The organism is Amycolatopsis sp. GA6-003 (genome assembly GCF_046267895.1).
Lineage (GTDB): Bacteria > Actinomycetota > Actinomycetes > Mycobacteriales > Pseudonocardiaceae > Amycolatopsis.
The window spans coordinates 4,631,572-4,646,801 of the sequence record NZ_CP176499.1; the positions used below are offsets into that span (position 1 = coordinate 4,631,572).

Annotated in this window: 15 protein-coding genes; 12 read left to right on the forward strand and 3 right to left on the reverse strand. The window is 68.5% G+C overall.

Going from position 1 to position 15,230, the window contains the following annotated elements:
* Position 1 precedes the first annotated feature (1 nt).
* From F9C12_RS20620 to F9C12_RS20675, 12 genes are all read left to right on the forward strand, one after another.
* Positions 2–871, forward strand: a complete 870-nt coding sequence (locus F9C12_RS20620) for an LLM class F420-dependent oxidoreductase (protein ID WP_409183534.1) — start codon at positions 2–4, stop codon at positions 869–871.
* Positions 868–1,740 carry an LLM class F420-dependent oxidoreductase gene (locus F9C12_RS20625; RefSeq protein ID WP_409466920.1) on the forward strand — a complete coding sequence of 291 codons (873 nt, stop codon included), beginning with the start codon at positions 868–870 and terminating at the stop codon, positions 1,738–1,740. Before F9C12_RS20620 ends, F9C12_RS20625 begins: the two co-directional genes overlap by 4 nt.
* 201 nt (positions 1,741–1,941) lie before the next feature.
* Positions 1,942–3,180, forward strand: coding sequence for a class I SAM-dependent methyltransferase (locus F9C12_RS20630; RefSeq protein ID WP_409466921.1), 1,239 nt, complete (start codon positions 1,942–1,944; stop codon positions 3,178–3,180).
* Positions 3,177–3,965 (forward strand): glucose-1-phosphate cytidylyltransferase, encoded by a 789-nt coding sequence (locus F9C12_RS20635; RefSeq protein ID WP_409183537.1) that lies wholly within the window; start codon positions 3,177–3,179, stop codon positions 3,963–3,965. The genes F9C12_RS20630 and F9C12_RS20635 overlap by 4 nt, the downstream gene beginning before the upstream one ends.
* A complete protein-coding gene (locus F9C12_RS20640) occupies positions 3,962–4,606 on the forward strand; it encodes a PIG-L deacetylase family protein (protein ID WP_409183538.1) in 645 nt (214 codons plus the stop codon). The genes F9C12_RS20635 and F9C12_RS20640 overlap by 4 nt, the downstream gene beginning before the upstream one ends.
* Before the next feature lie 4 nt (positions 4,607–4,610).
* A complete protein-coding gene (locus F9C12_RS20645; RefSeq protein ID WP_409183539.1) occupies positions 4,611–5,633 on the forward strand; it encodes an NAD-dependent epimerase/dehydratase family protein in 1,023 nt (340 codons plus the stop codon).
* The gene (locus tag F9C12_RS20650; RefSeq protein WP_409466922.1) at positions 5,633–6,898 is read left to right on the forward strand and encodes a DUF4910 domain-containing protein; all 1,266 of its coding nucleotides are present in this window, start codon (positions 5,633–5,635) and stop codon (positions 6,896–6,898) included. Before F9C12_RS20645 ends, F9C12_RS20650 begins: the two co-directional genes overlap by 1 nt.
* 4 nt (positions 6,899–6,902) lie before the next feature.
* The gene (locus tag F9C12_RS20655) at positions 6,903–8,231 is read left to right on the forward strand and encodes a hypothetical protein (RefSeq protein ID WP_409466923.1); all 1,329 of its coding nucleotides are present in this window, start codon (positions 6,903–6,905) and stop codon (positions 8,229–8,231) included.
* Complete coding sequence (locus F9C12_RS20660; protein WP_409466924.1) at positions 8,228–9,181, forward strand: glycosyltransferase family 2 protein; 954 nt, start codon at positions 8,228–8,230, stop codon at positions 9,179–9,181. The genes F9C12_RS20655 and F9C12_RS20660 overlap by 4 nt, the downstream gene beginning before the upstream one ends.
* Positions 9,178–10,359, forward strand: a complete 1,182-nt coding sequence (locus tag F9C12_RS20665; protein ID WP_409183543.1) for a polysaccharide pyruvyl transferase family protein — start codon at positions 9,178–9,180, stop codon at positions 10,357–10,359. The genes F9C12_RS20660 and F9C12_RS20665 overlap by 4 nt, the downstream gene beginning before the upstream one ends.
* Positions 10,356–10,895, forward strand: a complete 540-nt coding sequence (locus F9C12_RS20670) for a dTDP-4-dehydrorhamnose 3,5-epimerase family protein (protein ID WP_409466925.1) — start codon at positions 10,356–10,358, stop codon at positions 10,893–10,895. Before F9C12_RS20665 ends, F9C12_RS20670 begins: the two co-directional genes overlap by 4 nt.
* 6 nt (positions 10,896–10,901) lie before the next feature.
* The gene (locus tag F9C12_RS20675; RefSeq protein WP_409466926.1) at positions 10,902–12,212 is read left to right on the forward strand and encodes a glutamate-1-semialdehyde 2,1-aminomutase; all 1,311 of its coding nucleotides are present in this window, start codon (positions 10,902–10,904) and stop codon (positions 12,210–12,212) included.
* Here the strand turns inward: F9C12_RS20675 and F9C12_RS20680 are convergent.
* Genes F9C12_RS20680 through F9C12_RS20690 form a run of 3 tightly spaced genes read right to left on the reverse strand, consistent with a single transcriptional unit; the run spans position 12,184 to position 15,229 of the window.
* On the reverse strand, positions 12,184–12,858 hold the full coding sequence (locus F9C12_RS20680) for a phosphatase PAP2 family protein (protein WP_409466927.1): 675 nt from the start codon (positions 12,856–12,858) through the stop codon (positions 12,184–12,186). The two genes, F9C12_RS20675 and F9C12_RS20680, sit on opposite strands and share 29 nt — an antisense overlap.
* Before the next feature lie 8 nt (positions 12,859–12,866).
* Positions 12,867–14,030 carry a glycosyltransferase family 4 protein gene (locus F9C12_RS20685; protein ID WP_409466928.1) on the reverse strand — a complete coding sequence of 388 codons (1,164 nt, stop codon included), beginning with the start codon at positions 14,028–14,030 and terminating at the stop codon, positions 12,867–12,869.
* Positions 14,027–15,229, reverse strand: coding sequence for an O-antigen ligase domain-containing protein (locus tag F9C12_RS20690; protein WP_409466929.1), 1,203 nt, complete (start codon positions 15,227–15,229; stop codon positions 14,027–14,029). Before F9C12_RS20690 ends, F9C12_RS20685 begins: the two co-directional genes overlap by 4 nt.
* Position 15,230 lies beyond the last annotated feature (1 nt).

The window sequence follows — 15,230 nt, forward strand, 5'->3', positions numbered from 1 at the left end:
TATGGAAATTGGTCTCCAGGTCCCCGACTTCACGTTGCCGGGAGGGACCGCCGCGCTCGGGGCGAAACTGGCCGAGGCGGTACGGGCGGCGGACGACGCCGGGTTTGCCTATCTCGCGGTGATGGATCACTTCTTCCAGATTCCCAGCGTCGGCCCGAGCGACCGCGCGATGCTCGAGGCGTACACCACGCTCGGCTACTTCGCCGGGCACACCCAGCGCGCGCAATTGCTCACCTACGTCACCGGCGCGATTTACCGGCATCCCGGTCTGCTCGCGAAGGCAGTCACCACGCTCGACGTGCTGTCCGGCGGGCGGGCCATGCTCGGCATCGGAGCCGGGTGGAACGAGGAGGAAGCCCGCGGGCTCGGGTTCCCGTTTCCGTCCGTCTCGGAACGATTCGAACTGCTCGAGGAGAACCTGCGGTACGTCCGGCAGATGTGGGACGAGGACGACAAACCGTTCTCCGGCAAGCATTTCACCGCCGCCAGACTGCTCAACAGCCCGCAGCCGCCGCACCGCCCGGCGATCATGGTCGGCGGGGGTGGGGAGAAAAAGACCTTGCGGCTGGTCGCGAAGTACGGCGACTGCTGCAACATCGGCAACGGCCCGGATCTCGAACGCAAGCTCGACGTGCTCAAGCGGCATTGCGAAACCGAGGGACGCGACTACGCCGAGATCACCAAGACGGTTTACCACTACCTGGACATCGGCCCGTCCGGGGAGAAAACCGGCGAATTTCTCGCCGAGGCGCGCAGGCTGCACCGGCTCGGCGTCCAGGCGATGATCGGTCCGCTGCCCGGCGGGCTCGACCAGGACCGGATCGGGATATTCGCGCACGACATCATTCCGGCGGTTAAGGAGTTGGCATGAAACTCGGGTTGCACCTGGCTCAGCAGACCTGGCCGAACGGTCCGGCGGCGCTCGGCGCGGACCTGGCGCGGGTGGCCCGGACCGCGGACCAGGCCGGGTTCGAATATCTCTCGGTGATGGACCATTTCTTCCAGATTTCCAGCTACGGCCCGCCCGAGCACGAAATGCTGGAAGGCTGGACCACGCTCGGCTTCCTCGCCGCGCACACCGAGCGCGTCAAACTGCTCACGCTCGTCTCCGGCGTCATTTACCGGCACCCGGGGCTGCTCGCGAAGACCGCGACGACGCTCGACGTGCTGTCCGGCGGGCGGGCGATCCTCGGCATCGGCGCGGGGTGGAACGAGGAGGAGTCCCGTGCGCTCGGGTTCCGGTTCCCGCCGATGAAGGAACGGTTCGAACAGCTCGAGGACGCGCTCCGGTACGTCCACCAGATGTGGGCCGAGGGCGACGAACCCTTTACCGGCACGCACGTCAGCGGTGAGCGGTTGCTCAACAGCCCGCAGCCGATCCAGCGTCCGCACCCTCCGATCCTGATCGGCGGCAGCGGCGAGAAGAAGACTCTGCGGTTCGTCGCGCAATACGGCGACATCTGCAATCTGCTGCCCGGACCGGATCTTCCGCGCAAGCTGGAGGTCCTGAAGCAGCATTGCGAGGACGTCGGCCGCGACTACTCGGAGATCACGAAAACCGCTTCGCTGCGGCTCGACACCGGTGAAAAGGGCGAGAAAACCGGGCAACTGCTGGATGAACTGGGCCGGTTGGCGGACCTCGGGTTCAGCGTCGCGACCGGCTGGGCGCACGGCGTGCCGGACCCGGCGGTGCTCGAACGGTTCGCCACCGAGGTCATCCCGGCGGCGGAAAAGCTGTGATCCGCTGACGAACGGGTGCCGGCTGCGCCATCCGGCACCGGCCGCCCACCCGTTCGTCGCAGCAGCTCGCGGCATTCCGCCGCCGTCATTGTCTCGGTTCCGAATCGACTCCGGTGAGCTTCCCGGCCCGTTGTAACGACGGCCGGGCGCGGATCGACCTGCCCTACGCAGCTCGCGTTCGCGACCGGAGGAGCCTGGTACATGACCACATGTCGACTCTGCGGTTCGGAAAGAACCGCCAGCGTGGTCGACCTCGGCGCGACCCCGCCGTGCGAACGGTTCCTGACCGCCGCCCAGCTGGCCGAACCCGAACCGACTTTCCCGCTGCATCTCGAAGTGTGCACGGAATGCTGGCTCGCGCAGCTCCCGCCGTTGCTCGACCCGACCGACACTTTCACCGATTACGCGTATTTCTCGTCTTTTTCCACCTCGTGGGTCGAGCACGCGAAACGGTTCACCGATGCCGCCGTCGAGCGGCTCGGGCTGACCGACCAGTCTTTCGTCGTCGAGGTCGCCAGCAACGACGGATATCTCCTGAAGCACGTCGTGGAACGCGGAATCCGTTGTCTTGGCGTGGAACCTTCGGTGAACGTCGGGCAGGCCGCGCGTGAGGCTGGGGTGCCGACGCACACCGCGTTCCTCTCCGAGGAGACCGGCCTGCAGGTGCGTGCCGAACACGGTCCGGCCGACCTGGTCGTGGCGAACAACGTCTACGCCCACATTCCGGACATCCGCGGGTTCACCCAGGGGCTGCGCGCGCTCGTCGCGGACGACGGCTGGGTGTCGATCGAGGTGCAGCATCTGCTCACGCTGATCGAAAAGAACCAGTACGACACGATTTACCACGAGCATTTCCAGTACTACACCGTCGAATCCGCGCGGCGAGCGCTGGCGGGCGGCGGACTGACCGTGGTCGACGTCGAACTCCTGCCGACGCATGGCGGCTCGATCCGGCTCTGGGCGCGGCCCGCCGCGGTCGCCGGGGAGCCGAGCACGCGAATGACCGACGTGCTGGCGCGGGAGAAAGCCGCCGGGCTGCACGAACTGTCCGGGTACACCGAATTCGCCGACCGGGTCACCCGCGTGCGGCTGGAATTGCTCGAATTTCTCCTCGCCGCGCGGAAAGCCGGGAAAACGACCGTCGGGTACGGCGCGCCCGGCAAGGGCAACACCCTGCTCAACCACTGCGGCATCCGGCCGGACCTGCTCGCCTACACGGTGGACCGCAATCCGTACAAGCACGGCCGGTTCACGCCGGGCACCCGGATCCCGGTCGTGGAACCGGACCGGATCGCCGCCGACCGGCCGGACTACGTGCTCGTCCTGCCCTGGAACCTGCGGGACGAACTGACCGAACAGCTGTCCTACGTCGGCGCTTGGGGCGGCAAGCTCGTCTTCCCGATTCCGCGCCTGGAAATCGTCGAGGTGGAAGTGAAGTGAAGGTCGTTCTGTTCTGCGGCGGTTACGGCATGCGGATGCGCAGCAGCGAGGCGTCCGACGTGCCCAAGCCGATGGCGATGGTCGGGCCGCGCCCGCTGATCTGGCACGTGATGCGCTATTACGCGCATTTCGGGCACACCGAGTTCGTGCTGTGCCTCGGCTACGGCGCGCACCACATCAAGGACTTCTTCCTGCACTACGAGGAAACGACGTCCAACGATTTCGTGCTGCGCGGCGGAAAACCGGAACTGCTGTCCACCGACATCGCCGACTGGACGATCTCCTTCGTGCAGACCGGCATCGAATCGCCGATCGGCGAACGGCTCCGCCGCGTGCGCGACCACCTCGACGGCGACGAAATGTTCCTCGCCAACTACGCCGACGTCCTCACCGACGCGCCGCTGGACCACATCGTCGAACGCTTTAGCAACAGCGACGCGGGCGCCTCGATGCTCGTCGTGCCGCCGCAGTCGTCGTTCCACTGCGTCGAGATGGACGAGGGCGGCCGGATCGGTGCGATCACCCCGGTCAGCGAACTCCCGCTCTGGGAGAACGGCGGCTATTTCGTGCTGCGGCAGGAGATTTTCGACCACATCCCGGAGAACGGCGATCTGGTCGCCGACGGCTGCGGCGAACTCGCGAAGCGCGGCCGGCTGCTCGCGTACCCCTACCGCGGGTTCTGGAAGCCGACCGACACGGTCAAGGAACGCTACGCACTCGACGCCGCGTACGCGCACGGCGACCGGCCGTGGGCGTTGTGGGAACGCGAGAAGGTGGGAGCGTGATCCGCCTCGGTGCCGAGCTGAAAAGCATCGTCGCGCTCGGCGCGCATTGCGACGACATCGCCATCGGGGCGGGTGGCACGCTGCTGGAGATCTGCGGACAGCGTCCCGGGCTTCAGGTCGACGCGCTGGTGCTGTCTGGCGGCGGCACCGACCGGGAGACTGAGGAACGCGCCGCGCTGGCCGCGTTCTGCCCGGGTGCCAAGCTGACCGTCACCGTGCTGAAGCTGCCGGACGGCCGCCTCCCCTCGCATTGGGAGGAAGCCAAGAACGCGCTGGAGGACCTCCGCCGCCGCACCGATCCGGACGTCGTGTTCGCGCCCCGCACCATCGACGCCCACCAGGACCACCGCGGGCTCGCCCAGCTCGTGCCCACGGTGTTCCGCGGGCATCTGACGCTGGGCTACGAAATCGTCAAGTGGGACGGGGACCTCGGCCGGCTGCCCGCGTACGCGCCGATGTCGGACGAGGTCATGCAGCGCAAGATCGAACTGCTGCACCAGCATTACGGCTCGCAGCAGCACCGGCCGTGGTACGACCGCGAGGCGTTCCTCGGCCTCGCGCGGATTCGCGGAATCGAATGCCAAGAACGCTATGCCGAGGCGTTCGAGGCGAACAAACTCGTCATCGACCTAAGGGGCTGAAGGCATGCGCGTGCTGCTCACGGGGCACACGGGATATCTGGGCACGGTGATGGCGCCGGTGCTCGCCGCGGCGGGGCACGAGGTCGTCGGCCTCGACTCGGGCTTGTTCGCCGCTTGTGTGCTCGGCCCGGCCCCGCGCGATCCGGTCGGGCTGGCCGTCGACCTGCGGGACGTGAAGGCCGAGCATCTCCAGGGCTTCGACGCGGTGATCCACCTCGCCGCGCTGTCGAACGACCCGCTCGGCTCGCTCGCCCCCGAACTGACCTACGACATCAACCACCACGCGTCGGTCAAGCTCGCGAAACTCGCGAAGGCCGCCGGGGTTTCGCGGTTCCTCTACGCCTCGACCTGCTCCGTCTACGGTGCTTCCGGCGGCAGCGGCCTGGTCGACGAGGACGCACCGCTGCGGCCGGTCACGCCGTACGCCGAGTCGAAGGTCCGCGTGGAAGCCGAGGTTTCCGAACTCGCCGACGACGACTTCACCCCGGTGTATATGCGCAATGCCACCGCGTTCGGCTTCTCCCCGCGGCTGCGCGCCGACATCGTGCTGAACAACCTCGTCGGCCACGCTTACCTGTCCGGCGAGGTCCTCGTGCTCTCCGACGGCACGCCGTGGCGGCCGCTGGTGCACGCCGACGACATCGCCCACGCCTTCACCGCCGCCCTCGAAGCACCGCGCGAAGCCGTGCACAACAAGGCGTTCAACATCGGCACCGAACGCAACAACGTGACGGTCGCCGAGATCGCCGAAGAGGTGGTCGCGGCGGTGCCCGGCGCCAAGCTGCGGATCACCGGCGAAGCCGGGGCCGACCCGCGCTCGTACCGCGTCGATTTCTCCCGGTTCCGCGACGCGGTCCCGGCCTTCGACTGCAAGTGGGGAGTGAAAGACGGCGCGCTGCAACTGTTCGACGCCTACCGCCGCCACAGCCTCACCCAAGCCCAGTTCCAGCACCGCTTCACCCGGCTGAACTGGCTGAGCGACCGGCAGGCCGCCGGCGCGGTCGACGCCACCCTGCGGCACGCCTGATGCGCACCGGGCCCGAGATGCACGCTCTGGTGGAACGGCTGTACCCGTTCTGCCGGAGCATCACCGGCGACGGCGTGCGGCAGACACTGGCCGTCGTCGGCGAGCACCTCCCGCTCGACCGGTACGAGGTGCCCAGCGGCACCGAGGTGCTGGACTGGACCGTGCCGCCGGAGTGGAACATCCGCGACGCCTTCGTCGCGGATTCCTCCGGACGGCGGGTGATCGACTTCCGGAAGTCGAACCTGCACGTGGTCGGCTACAGCGTCCCAGTCGACCGGGTCGTCAGCCTCACTGAACTGCGCACGCACCTGCACACGCTGCCCGAGCAGCCGTCGTTGATCCCGTACCGCACCAGTTACTACTCCCCCACCTGGGGTTTCTGCCTCGCGCAGGAGGTCCTGGACACGCTGCCGGACGGCGACTACCACGTCAAAATCGATTCGACGCTCGCCGACGGCCACCTCACCTACGCCGAGCACGTCGTGCCGGGCGAGGTGTGCGACGAGGTGCTCGTCTCGTGCCACGTCTGTCATCCGTCGCTGGCCAACGACAACCTCGCCGGCATCGCGGTCGCCGTCGCGCTCGCGCGGGCGCTGGCCGAGGAAAAGCCGTACTACACCTACCGGTTTCTGTTCATGCCCGGCACGATCGGCGCGATCACCTGGCTGGCGCGCAATTTCGAGCGCATCGAGCAGGTCAAGCACGGCGTGGTGCTGGCCTGCGCCGGGGACCGGGGCTCGCTGACGTACAAGCGCAGCCGCCGCGGGGACGCCGATATCGACCGCGTCTTCGCGCACGTCCTCAAGGACAAACCGCACGAGATCCGCGATTTCTCGCCGTACGGGTACGACGAGCGCCAGTTCTGCTCCCCCGGGTTCAACCTCGGCGTCGGCTCGCTCACGCGCACGCCGTACGCGGGCTACCCGGAGTACCACACCTCGGCGGACAACCCGTCCTTCGTCGACCCGGACGCGATGGCCGACACCCTCGACACCTTGCGGACGGCGTTTTCCGTGCTGGACCGCAACCGGCGCTACGTGAACCTCAGCCCGTACGGCGAGCCGCAGCTCGGCAAGCGCGGACTGTACGACTCGCTCGGCGGGCGCAGCGACGCGAAACAAGCGCAGCTGGCCATGCTGTGGGTGCTCAGCCTCTCCGACGGCGACCACAGCCTCCTCGACATCGCCGAACGGGCGGACCTGCCGTTCGGCGCCGTAGCCGCGGCGGCCGATGCCCTTCAGGCCGCCGGACTGCTGAAGGAGTGAGGCCATGCCGTCGATCCTGCGTTCGCGAGCCGTCCGCGCGATGGCGGGACGGCTCAGCTGGGGCCTCGGCGACCAGGCTGTTTCGAGCCTGACCAACTTCGTGGTCGGCCTGTACGTCGCGCGCTCGCTCGGCGCGACGGCGTTCGGCCTGTTCAGCATCGCGTGGGTGACCTACGGCGTCATTCTCAACGTCTCGCGCGGCCTCGCCACCGACCCGCTGATGGTCCGCTTCTCCGGCGTCGCCCGGGCGAACTGGCGGACCGCGGTGGGCCAGGCCGTCGGGACCGCTTTTGTGGTGGGCGTCGCGAGCGGGCTGGTCAGTGTCCTTTTTGGACTCGCGGTCGGCGGGGCGCTCGGCGCCGCGTTCGTGGCGCTCGGGGCGGTGCTGCCGTTCCTGCTGGTCCAGGACGCGTGGCGGTTCGGGTTCTTCGCGCAGGGCACCGGGCACAAGGCGTTCGTCAACGACGGGATCCAGGCCGTCGCGTTGTTCCCCGCGCTGGTTTTGGCCGCGCGCTACGACACTGTGGTCGCGTTTCTGCTGGCCTGGGGCTGTTCGGCCGGGGTCGCGGCCGCGTTCGGCTGGGTGCAGACGAGCGTGTTGCCGCGGCTCGGCGGGGTGCGCGGATGGCTGCGGGACCATCGCGACCTCGGTGTGCGCTATCTCGTGGAGAACGTCAGCAACAGCGGTTCGTCGCAGCTGCGGGCGTACGGACTGGGCGCGATTTCCGGTCTGGCGGCGGTCGGCACGGTACGCGGGGCGGAACAGCTGCTCGGCCCGTTTCTCGCGCTGCTCATGGGACTTTCCCTCGTCACTGTCGCCGAGGGAGCGCGGGTGCTCCGGCAATCGCCGCATCGGCTGTGGCACTTCTGCGTGGTGCTCGGTGCGGCACAGGCGGCGGCTGCTCTGATCTGGGGACTCGGACTGTGGTTCTTCGTCCCCGAGGACGCCGGCCGGTTCGTGCTCGGTTCGCTCTGGGACAGCTCGTCGCCGCTGGTCCCGGCGGTCACGATGGCGGTCGTCGGCGCGAGCTTCACCACCGGCGCGACGGCCGGGCTGCGCGCGCTCGGGATGGCGCGGCGGAGTTTGCGGTCGCAGCTGATCGCGTCCGCGTGCTACGTCGTGTTCGGCCTGATCGGGGCCGTGCTCGGCGGGGCGGGCGGATCGGAGTGGGGCGTCGCGGCCGCCACGCTCACCGGTTCGGCCGTGTGGTGGTGGCAGCTGCGCAGCGCGCTCCGCGACCACTTCGCGGCGGCGACCGAGTTTCCCGCCGCGTCAGGTTCCTTCAGCCAAGCAGAACTCCATTCGGCTTCCGAGGAGATGAAACCGGCATGAGCACGGTGCCCCGGCTGACCATCGGTCTGCCCGTCTACAACGGAGAGGAATTCCTCAGCGAAGCACTCGACGCGCTGCTCGGGCAGACCTACGAGGATTTCGAACTGATCATTTCCGACAACGCGTCGCAGGACGGCACGGAGGAGATCGCCCGGAAGTACGCGCAGGAGGATTCGCGGATCCGGTATCTGCGCCAGCCGCGCAACATCGGCGCGACCCCGAACCACAACATCCTGCTCGAGCAGGCGCGCGGCGAACTGTTCAAATGGGCTTCGCACGACGATCTTTACGGCCGGGACCTGCTGGCGAAGTGCGTCGAAGCGCTCGACGCGCGGCCGGAGACGATCCTCGCGCATTCGCACCAGGCGATCATCGACGAGAACGGCGCGGTGACCGTGCCGCTGGACTACCGGCACAAGACGGACGCGCCCCGGCCGTCGGTGCGGTTCAAGAGCCTGCTGTTCGAGCCCGGCGGCGACGATTTCTACGGCGTGATGCGCACGGAGGTGCTGCGTCGGGTCACCCCGATGGACAGCTACCACCACGCTGACCGCACCTACGTGGCCGAACTGGCGCTGCACGGGCCGTTCTACCAGGTGCCGGAGCTGCTGTACTTCCGCCGCGACCATCCGGACCGGGCCGAGCGAGCGAACCCGAGCAAACGCTCCCGGTGCGCGAACCTCGATCCGAAGCGCGGCAACGCGTTGCTGAACCCGACCGCGCGGCTGCTCGCCGAGTACGTCTGGGGTTTCGTGCACGGAATCCGCTCCGCGCCGCTGTCGTCGGGCGAACGTCGCGCCTGCTACCTCGCGCTGGTCGAATGGTTCGCCAGCCGGGCGCGACCCGGTGGGGGCGGGGAACGCGTCGAGGACCGCGCTCCGGTACACGCGGCCGAGCTCAACCTCACTGTCGACCGCGTGGTCGCCGGGCGCGAACGGCGGGTGCCGTGACTGTTCGAGTCGGAGTCTTCGGACTGCTCGGTTCAGGCAACCTCGGCAATGACGGCTCGCTGGAGGCGGTGCTCGGCTTCCTGCGCTCTGAACATCCGTACGCGAAGGTGTCCGCGTTCTGCGGTGGGGCGGACACCATCCAGGCGCGGTACGGGATCCCAGCGGTGCGGTTGAACTGGTACAGCGGCGAGTACCGGCACGCTTCCGGACTGCGGTCGATCGTGACGAAAGCGCTCGGCAAGGTCGTCGACGTTTTCCGCACGGCGTGGTGGGTCCGGCGGCAGAACGTGGTGATCGTTCCCGGCATGGGCGTACTGGAGGCGACGCTTCCGTTGCGGCCGTGGGGGTTTCCGTACGCGCTCTTCCTGCTCTCGTTGTGCGGGCGGCTGGGGCGGACGAAGGTCGCGCTGGTCAGCGTGGGCGCCGATCGGATTCAGGTGCCCGCGACGCGGTTTCTGGTGCGGTATGCGTCCCAGCTGGCGGCGTATCGGTCCTTCCGCGACGAATTGTCGCGATCGGCGATGGCCGACATGGGGGTTCGGGTGGCTGACGACCGGGTGTATCCCGATCTCGCCTTCGCGCTGCCGACTCCTGCCGCCGTCGAGGATCCGCGTGCGGTGGGCGTCGGGGTGATGGCTTACTACGGCGGGAATGACGACCGGGCGCGCGGCGAGGAGATTTACCGGGCGTACGTGGACGCGATGACGGAATTCGTGCGGTATCTCGTCAGCCAAGAGCGGCCGGTCCGGCTTTTCATCGGTGACCGGATCGATCGCGAGGTGGTGGACGAGATCGTCGAAACGGTCGATTCTCCGCTGCTCTCCGCGGCCGTCCCGGGCACGCTCGGCGAGCTGATGCGCTCGATGGCCGAGGTCGGCACGGTGGTGGCCACTCGGTACCACAATGTGTTGTGCGCGTTGAAGGTCGGGAGGCCGACGGTCGCGATCGGATACGCTAAGAAGAACGACGTGCTGATGGCCGAAATGGGGCTCGGCGAGTTCTGCCAGGAGGCCCGGGCGGTCGATGTGCCGCGCTTGATCGGGCAGTTCGAGGAATTGCAACGGCGGGCTCCGGAATTGAAGGCGGAACTCGCCGCTCGCAACGAAGCCTGCAATCAGCAGTTGAAGGATCAGTTCGCCCTGTTGTCGAGATCGCTCATTCCCGCGGAGGTGTCGTGAAAGCCGTTCCCGTGCCGTCGATTTCCGGCCTGTGGCTCTTTCAGCCGACGCCGCACCGCGACGAGCGCGGCTTCTTCTCGCGGACCTTCGACGCCGACGTCGCCCGGTCGGTCGGCATCGATCCGGACGCGTTCGTGCAGGACAGCGTGTCCCGCTCGGTGCGCGGCGTGGTGCGCGGGATGCACCTGCGGTCCGGGGCCGGCGAGGCGAAACTGGTGCGGTGCTCGTTCGGCGAGGTGTTCGACGTGGTGGTCGACCTGCGGCCGGATTCGCCGACCTTCCTTCGCCGGGAAACGTTTCATCTCTCCGGCGACACTCAGGAAAGCATCTATCTCCCGGCCGGATGCGCACACGGTTTCCAGGCGCTGAGCGACATCGCCGACGTGTCGTACCGGATCGACCGCGCGCACGACCCGTCCGAGGACGTCGCCATCGCGCATGACGACCCGGAGCTCGCCATCCCGTGGCCGCTGCCCGCGGCATTGCTGTCCGAACGCGACGCGTCGGCCCCTTCGCTGGCCGATGCCTTGAGGTGACCCGTCATGGACCTGCCACTCTCCCGGATCGCGAACGAACGCCTGCACCGCGCCATCCCCGGCGGTGCCCACACCTACGCCAAAGGCGAGGACCAATACCCGGAACATCTCGCACCGGTCATCTCGCACGGCCGCGGCGCGTACGTCTGGGACGTCGACGGCAACCAGTACCTCGAATACGGTTCCGGCCTGCGGGCGGTCAGCCTGGGTCACGTGCATCCTCGGGTGACCTCGGCTGTCCGCGACGTGTTGGAACGCGGCAACAACTTCGTCCGTCCGTCCATTGTGGAGCTTGAAGCGGCGGAGCAGTTCCTGGAAACGGTGCCGACCGCGGACATGGTGAAGTTCGCGAAGAACGGCTCCGACGCGACGACCGCCGCCGTCCGGCTCGCCCGCGCCGCCACCGGACGGCCGCTGGTCGCCTACTGTGCTGACCACGCCTTTTTCTCCACCGACGACTGGTTCATCGGCACGACCCCGATGTCCGCCGGAATCCCCGCCGCGACAATGGCGATGACCGTGCCGTTCCCCTACGGCGATCTCCCGGCGACCGAGCAGATGCTGCGCCAGTACCACGGTCAGGTGGCGTGCCTGATCCTGGAACCGACCAAGGACGTCGCCCCGCCGGACGGTTATCTGGCCGGGCTGCGGGAACTCGCGCATCGGCATGGCGCGTTGGTGATTTTCGACGAGATGATCACCGGTTTCCGGTACTCCGAGCACGGCGCGCAAGGCTTGTATGGAGTGACACCGGATCTCTCGACGTTCGGCAAAGCGCTCGGCAACGGCTTCGCGGTCGCTGCTTTGGCGGGTCGGCGAGACTTGATGGAGCTAGGCGGGCTGCGGGATTCGCGAGACCGGGTTTTCCTGCTGTCCACGACGCACGGCGCTGAAACCCCAGCACTGGCCGCGGCGATGGCGGTAATCGACGCCTACGCGGCAGAGGATGTGACGGCCCGCCTGCACGCGCTGGGCGCCCGGTTGGCGGCCGGGGTGACCGAGGTGGCGGCCGCACACGGGGTCGGAGAGCGGGTCTTGGTGCGCGGACGGGACAGCAACCTGGTCTTCGCGACTCTCGACGCGGATGGCCGGCCTTCGCAGGAGTATCGGACGTTGTTCCTGCGGTGCCTGCTGGAGAACGGGGTGCTGGCACCGTCCTTTGTGGTCAGTGCGGCGATGACGGAGCGGGACATCGACCGGACGGTGGAGGTGGTCGCTTCGGCTTGCGTGGTGTACCGGAAGGCGCTGGAGGCGGGGGATCCGTCACCGTGGCTGGGTGGGCGGGCGGTTAGGCCGGTTTTTCGCCGGAAGGCCTGATTCGCCCTTTCCCGTCCGCGAGCCGGTCCACCCAATACCCGGTAACCGGCACGATCGCCAACGCCACCGCGAAACCGCCGATCGTGTCGGTCGGATAGTGCGCGCCCAGCCCGACCTCCGCCCACGCCATCAGGAACCCGGACACCACAGCCAGCCCCACCGTCCACGCCACTGCCACACCCCGGCCAGACCGCCCGGCCAGCACGTAAGCCCCGATCACCGCCAAAGCGGTCGCGAAAGCGGTGTGGCCGCTGGGGAACGACAGGTAACTGCCGTGGATCGTCCGCCCGGTCAGTGGCTTCAGCACCGAAGTCACCACGACCGTCAGCCCGCAGCCGACCACCGTCAGCACCGCTGTCCGGAGCCGGTTTGTCAGCAGGCAACCACCGAGCACCAAGGCCAGGATCAGCGTCGCGCCCAACGGTTCGCCGCAGAAGTCGATCGCCGTCGCGAAGTACCACCACGGGTCGCCGATGAGGTCTGGGCCGGGCAGGAGCGGGGCGTCGAACGCGCTCGGCACCGAGTGTCCGGCGAACCGCAGGCCCAGCGCGATCAGCGTCAGGAAGCCGAGCACGGCCAAGACCATCGACGGCGTGCGCAGAACGACCGGAAGCGCCGGGGGCGAGGTCTTCAGTCGGTCGCGCACGCCTTCCTTCATACCGTGGAAATCGCTTCCTCGTAGCCTTCGAGCAACCGCTTCAGCCCCACCTCCGGGGTGAAATCCGCCTCGTACCGCCGCCGCGCGGCCTCGCCCATCTCCTGGTTCCGCTCGGCGACCTCGAGCAGCGAGCCAGCGAGCGCGGCCGCGTCGCCGGGGGTGTGCAGCAAGCCGGTGACGCCGTCGGTGATCAGCTCTTCGAAGGCACCGTGCGCGGGCGCGACCGTCGGCACCCCGGCGGCCATCGCCTCCACCACCACGAGACCGAACGCCTCCAGCCACGTCGACGGGACCACCACCGCGGCCGCGCGCGCGATCAGTTCCTGGCACGAAGCCCGGTCCTGCAGGCCGACGTACGACACGTTCTCGCGTCCCGCCGCCCAGGCCGCGACGTCGTCGGACAGCGGCCCGGTCCCGGCGATCAGCAACGGGAGCTTGCCCGTGTACCGCTCCCACGCCGCTTGGAGCAGCGGGATGCCTTTCTCCTCGGTGAGCCGTCCCAGGAACAAGAGGTGCTCGCCGTCGCCGACTCGCCGGCGGCCCTGGTCCGGGACGAAGTTGTGCTTCACCCGCATCCGCGCGGACGGCAGGCCCGCGTCGACCAGCAGGCGGCGCTGGGCGTCGGAGATGCAGAAGAACCGGGTCACGCCGGTTCGCCAGCGGTCCCGGTTGACGAGCAGATTTACCGCCATCGGCACGGTCGCCGCAGTAGACCCGCGGTAGCAGCCGTGCCGCACCGCGGGGATCGGCGGGCCGCCGACGCAGTCCGTGCAGATCCGGCCGTCGCGGTAGAGCGTGCCGGGCGGGCAGACGAGGCCGTAATTGTGCAAGGTCGCGACCACCGGCACGCGCGCCTCGGCGCACGCGGCCAGCACCGACGGCGACAGCAGCGGGAAGGTGTTGTGAACGTGCACGACATCGGGTCGCTCTCGGCGAAGCTGGGCCAGCAACGCCGTCCGCGACGCGCGGTTCCACGGCACCTGCAGCGGCACCAACGCCTTGCGCGCCACCGGCATCGACGCGATGTCGTCGCTGTGCCGCTCGAACCGCCGCACGTCGATCCCGGCCGAGGCCAGCAGCGCGACCTCGGCGTCGACCACGTTGTTCTCGCCGCTCGGCTGCTCCGACCGATAGCGGTTGTGCACCACCAGAACCTTCACGCCAGCTTCTCCCTCGCTGGAGCCTCGCCGGTGGCCAGCAACGACGCGGCGACCGCCAGATGCAGCAGATACGGCGACGCGTCGCCGAGCCCGGCTTCGGTGTAGGACGCGGAAACGCAGTACGCGATCAGGAAAATCGCGCACGCCCTTGCCAGCGACGGCGGGCGCAGCACCGCGATCGCGATCAGCACCAGCAGGAACGCGGCGACGATCCCGATCCCGACCAAGCCCTCCTCGTGGTAGATCGCCAGCCAGCTGTTGTCGATCGGCAGGCCGTCGTAGGACTTGTCGGTGAGGCCGACGCCGAAGAGGTACTCGAATCCGCTCCGCGGCGCGGACAGCAACGCGTCCCACACCTTCGCGCGGCCGGTCAGGCTGGAGAAATCGTCGGTGCTCTGCCCGCGCAGGAACCACGCCTGCAGCAGACCGCCCAGCACCACCGCGGCGAACCCGGCGACCAGCACGATCCCGGCGAACACCTTCCGCGCCCGCGCGCTGACCAGGCCTAGCGACAGCAGCGCGACGACCAGCCCGGCGACGAGCCCGAGCGTCGCGGTGCGGGTGTGCGTGAGCAGCAGTACCCCGATCGACGGCACGACGACGAGCAACGCGCTCTTGGCGTCCGTCCGTTTGCCGAGCCACATCAGCACCGCGAGACCCGCGATGACCGCCGCGTACTGACCGACCTGCGGCGGCGTCAGCGGCCAGACCGCGCCGGAAAGCCGGCCGCCGTAGAGGTCCGGCATCGCCTTGCCCGGCGCGATCGCCAAGCCGAGCACGACCGACAGCAGCACCGCGCCGAACATCCGGATGTGCGCGCGCACGAACGTGAACGTCCCGTCCCACCAGCCGCTGAGCAGCCAGAGCGTCGCGACGAACACCGTGAACCGGAAGCACCGGAACAGCGCGCCGAAGCCGGATTCCAGGTGCACGCTGGCCACAATGGCGGTGAGCAGCAGGAAGGACAGCAGCATCAGGTACGCGCTCGGCCGGATCTTGATCCGCAGGTTCAGCACCAGCGCGAGCAGGAACGCGGTCATCAGCGCGCCCATGGTGACCAGCTGGATCACTGTGCGCGGCAAGGGAATCACCGTCTGCGCGCCGGTCGAGCCGAGCGTGTTGAGAATGAGCAACGCCCAGGCCGCGCTTACCGCCTTCGGCACTGTTTTCGCTGGCAGGGCGGCGGTCAATTCAGCCACG

Excerpts from the sequence above, each read along its gene's own strand:
- F9C12_RS20645 (WP_409183539.1), top strand. The coding sequence starts at position 4,611 with ATGCGCGTGCTGCTCACGGGGCACACGGGATATCTGGGCACGGTGATG.
- F9C12_RS20620 (WP_409183534.1), top strand. The coding sequence starts at position 2 with ATGGAAATTGGTCTCCAGGTCCCCGACTTCACGTTGCCGGGAGGGACC.
- F9C12_RS20630 (WP_409466921.1), top strand. The coding sequence starts at position 1,942 with ATGACCACATGTCGACTCTGCGGTTCGGAAAGAACCGCCAGCGTGGTC.
- F9C12_RS20650 (WP_409466922.1), top strand. The coding sequence starts at position 5,633 with ATGCGCACCGGGCCCGAGATGCACGCTCTGGTGGAACGGCTGTACCCG.
- F9C12_RS20675 (WP_409466926.1), top strand. The coding sequence starts at position 10,902 with ATGGACCTGCCACTCTCCCGGATCGCGAACGAACGCCTGCACCGCGCC.
- F9C12_RS20625 (WP_409466920.1), top strand. The coding sequence starts at position 868 with ATGAAACTCGGGTTGCACCTGGCTCAGCAGACCTGGCCGAACGGTCCG.
- F9C12_RS20655 (WP_409466923.1), top strand. The coding sequence starts at position 6,903 with ATGCCGTCGATCCTGCGTTCGCGAGCCGTCCGCGCGATGGCGGGACGG.
- F9C12_RS20660 (WP_409466924.1), top strand. The coding sequence starts at position 8,228 with ATGAGCACGGTGCCCCGGCTGACCATCGGTCTGCCCGTCTACAACGGA.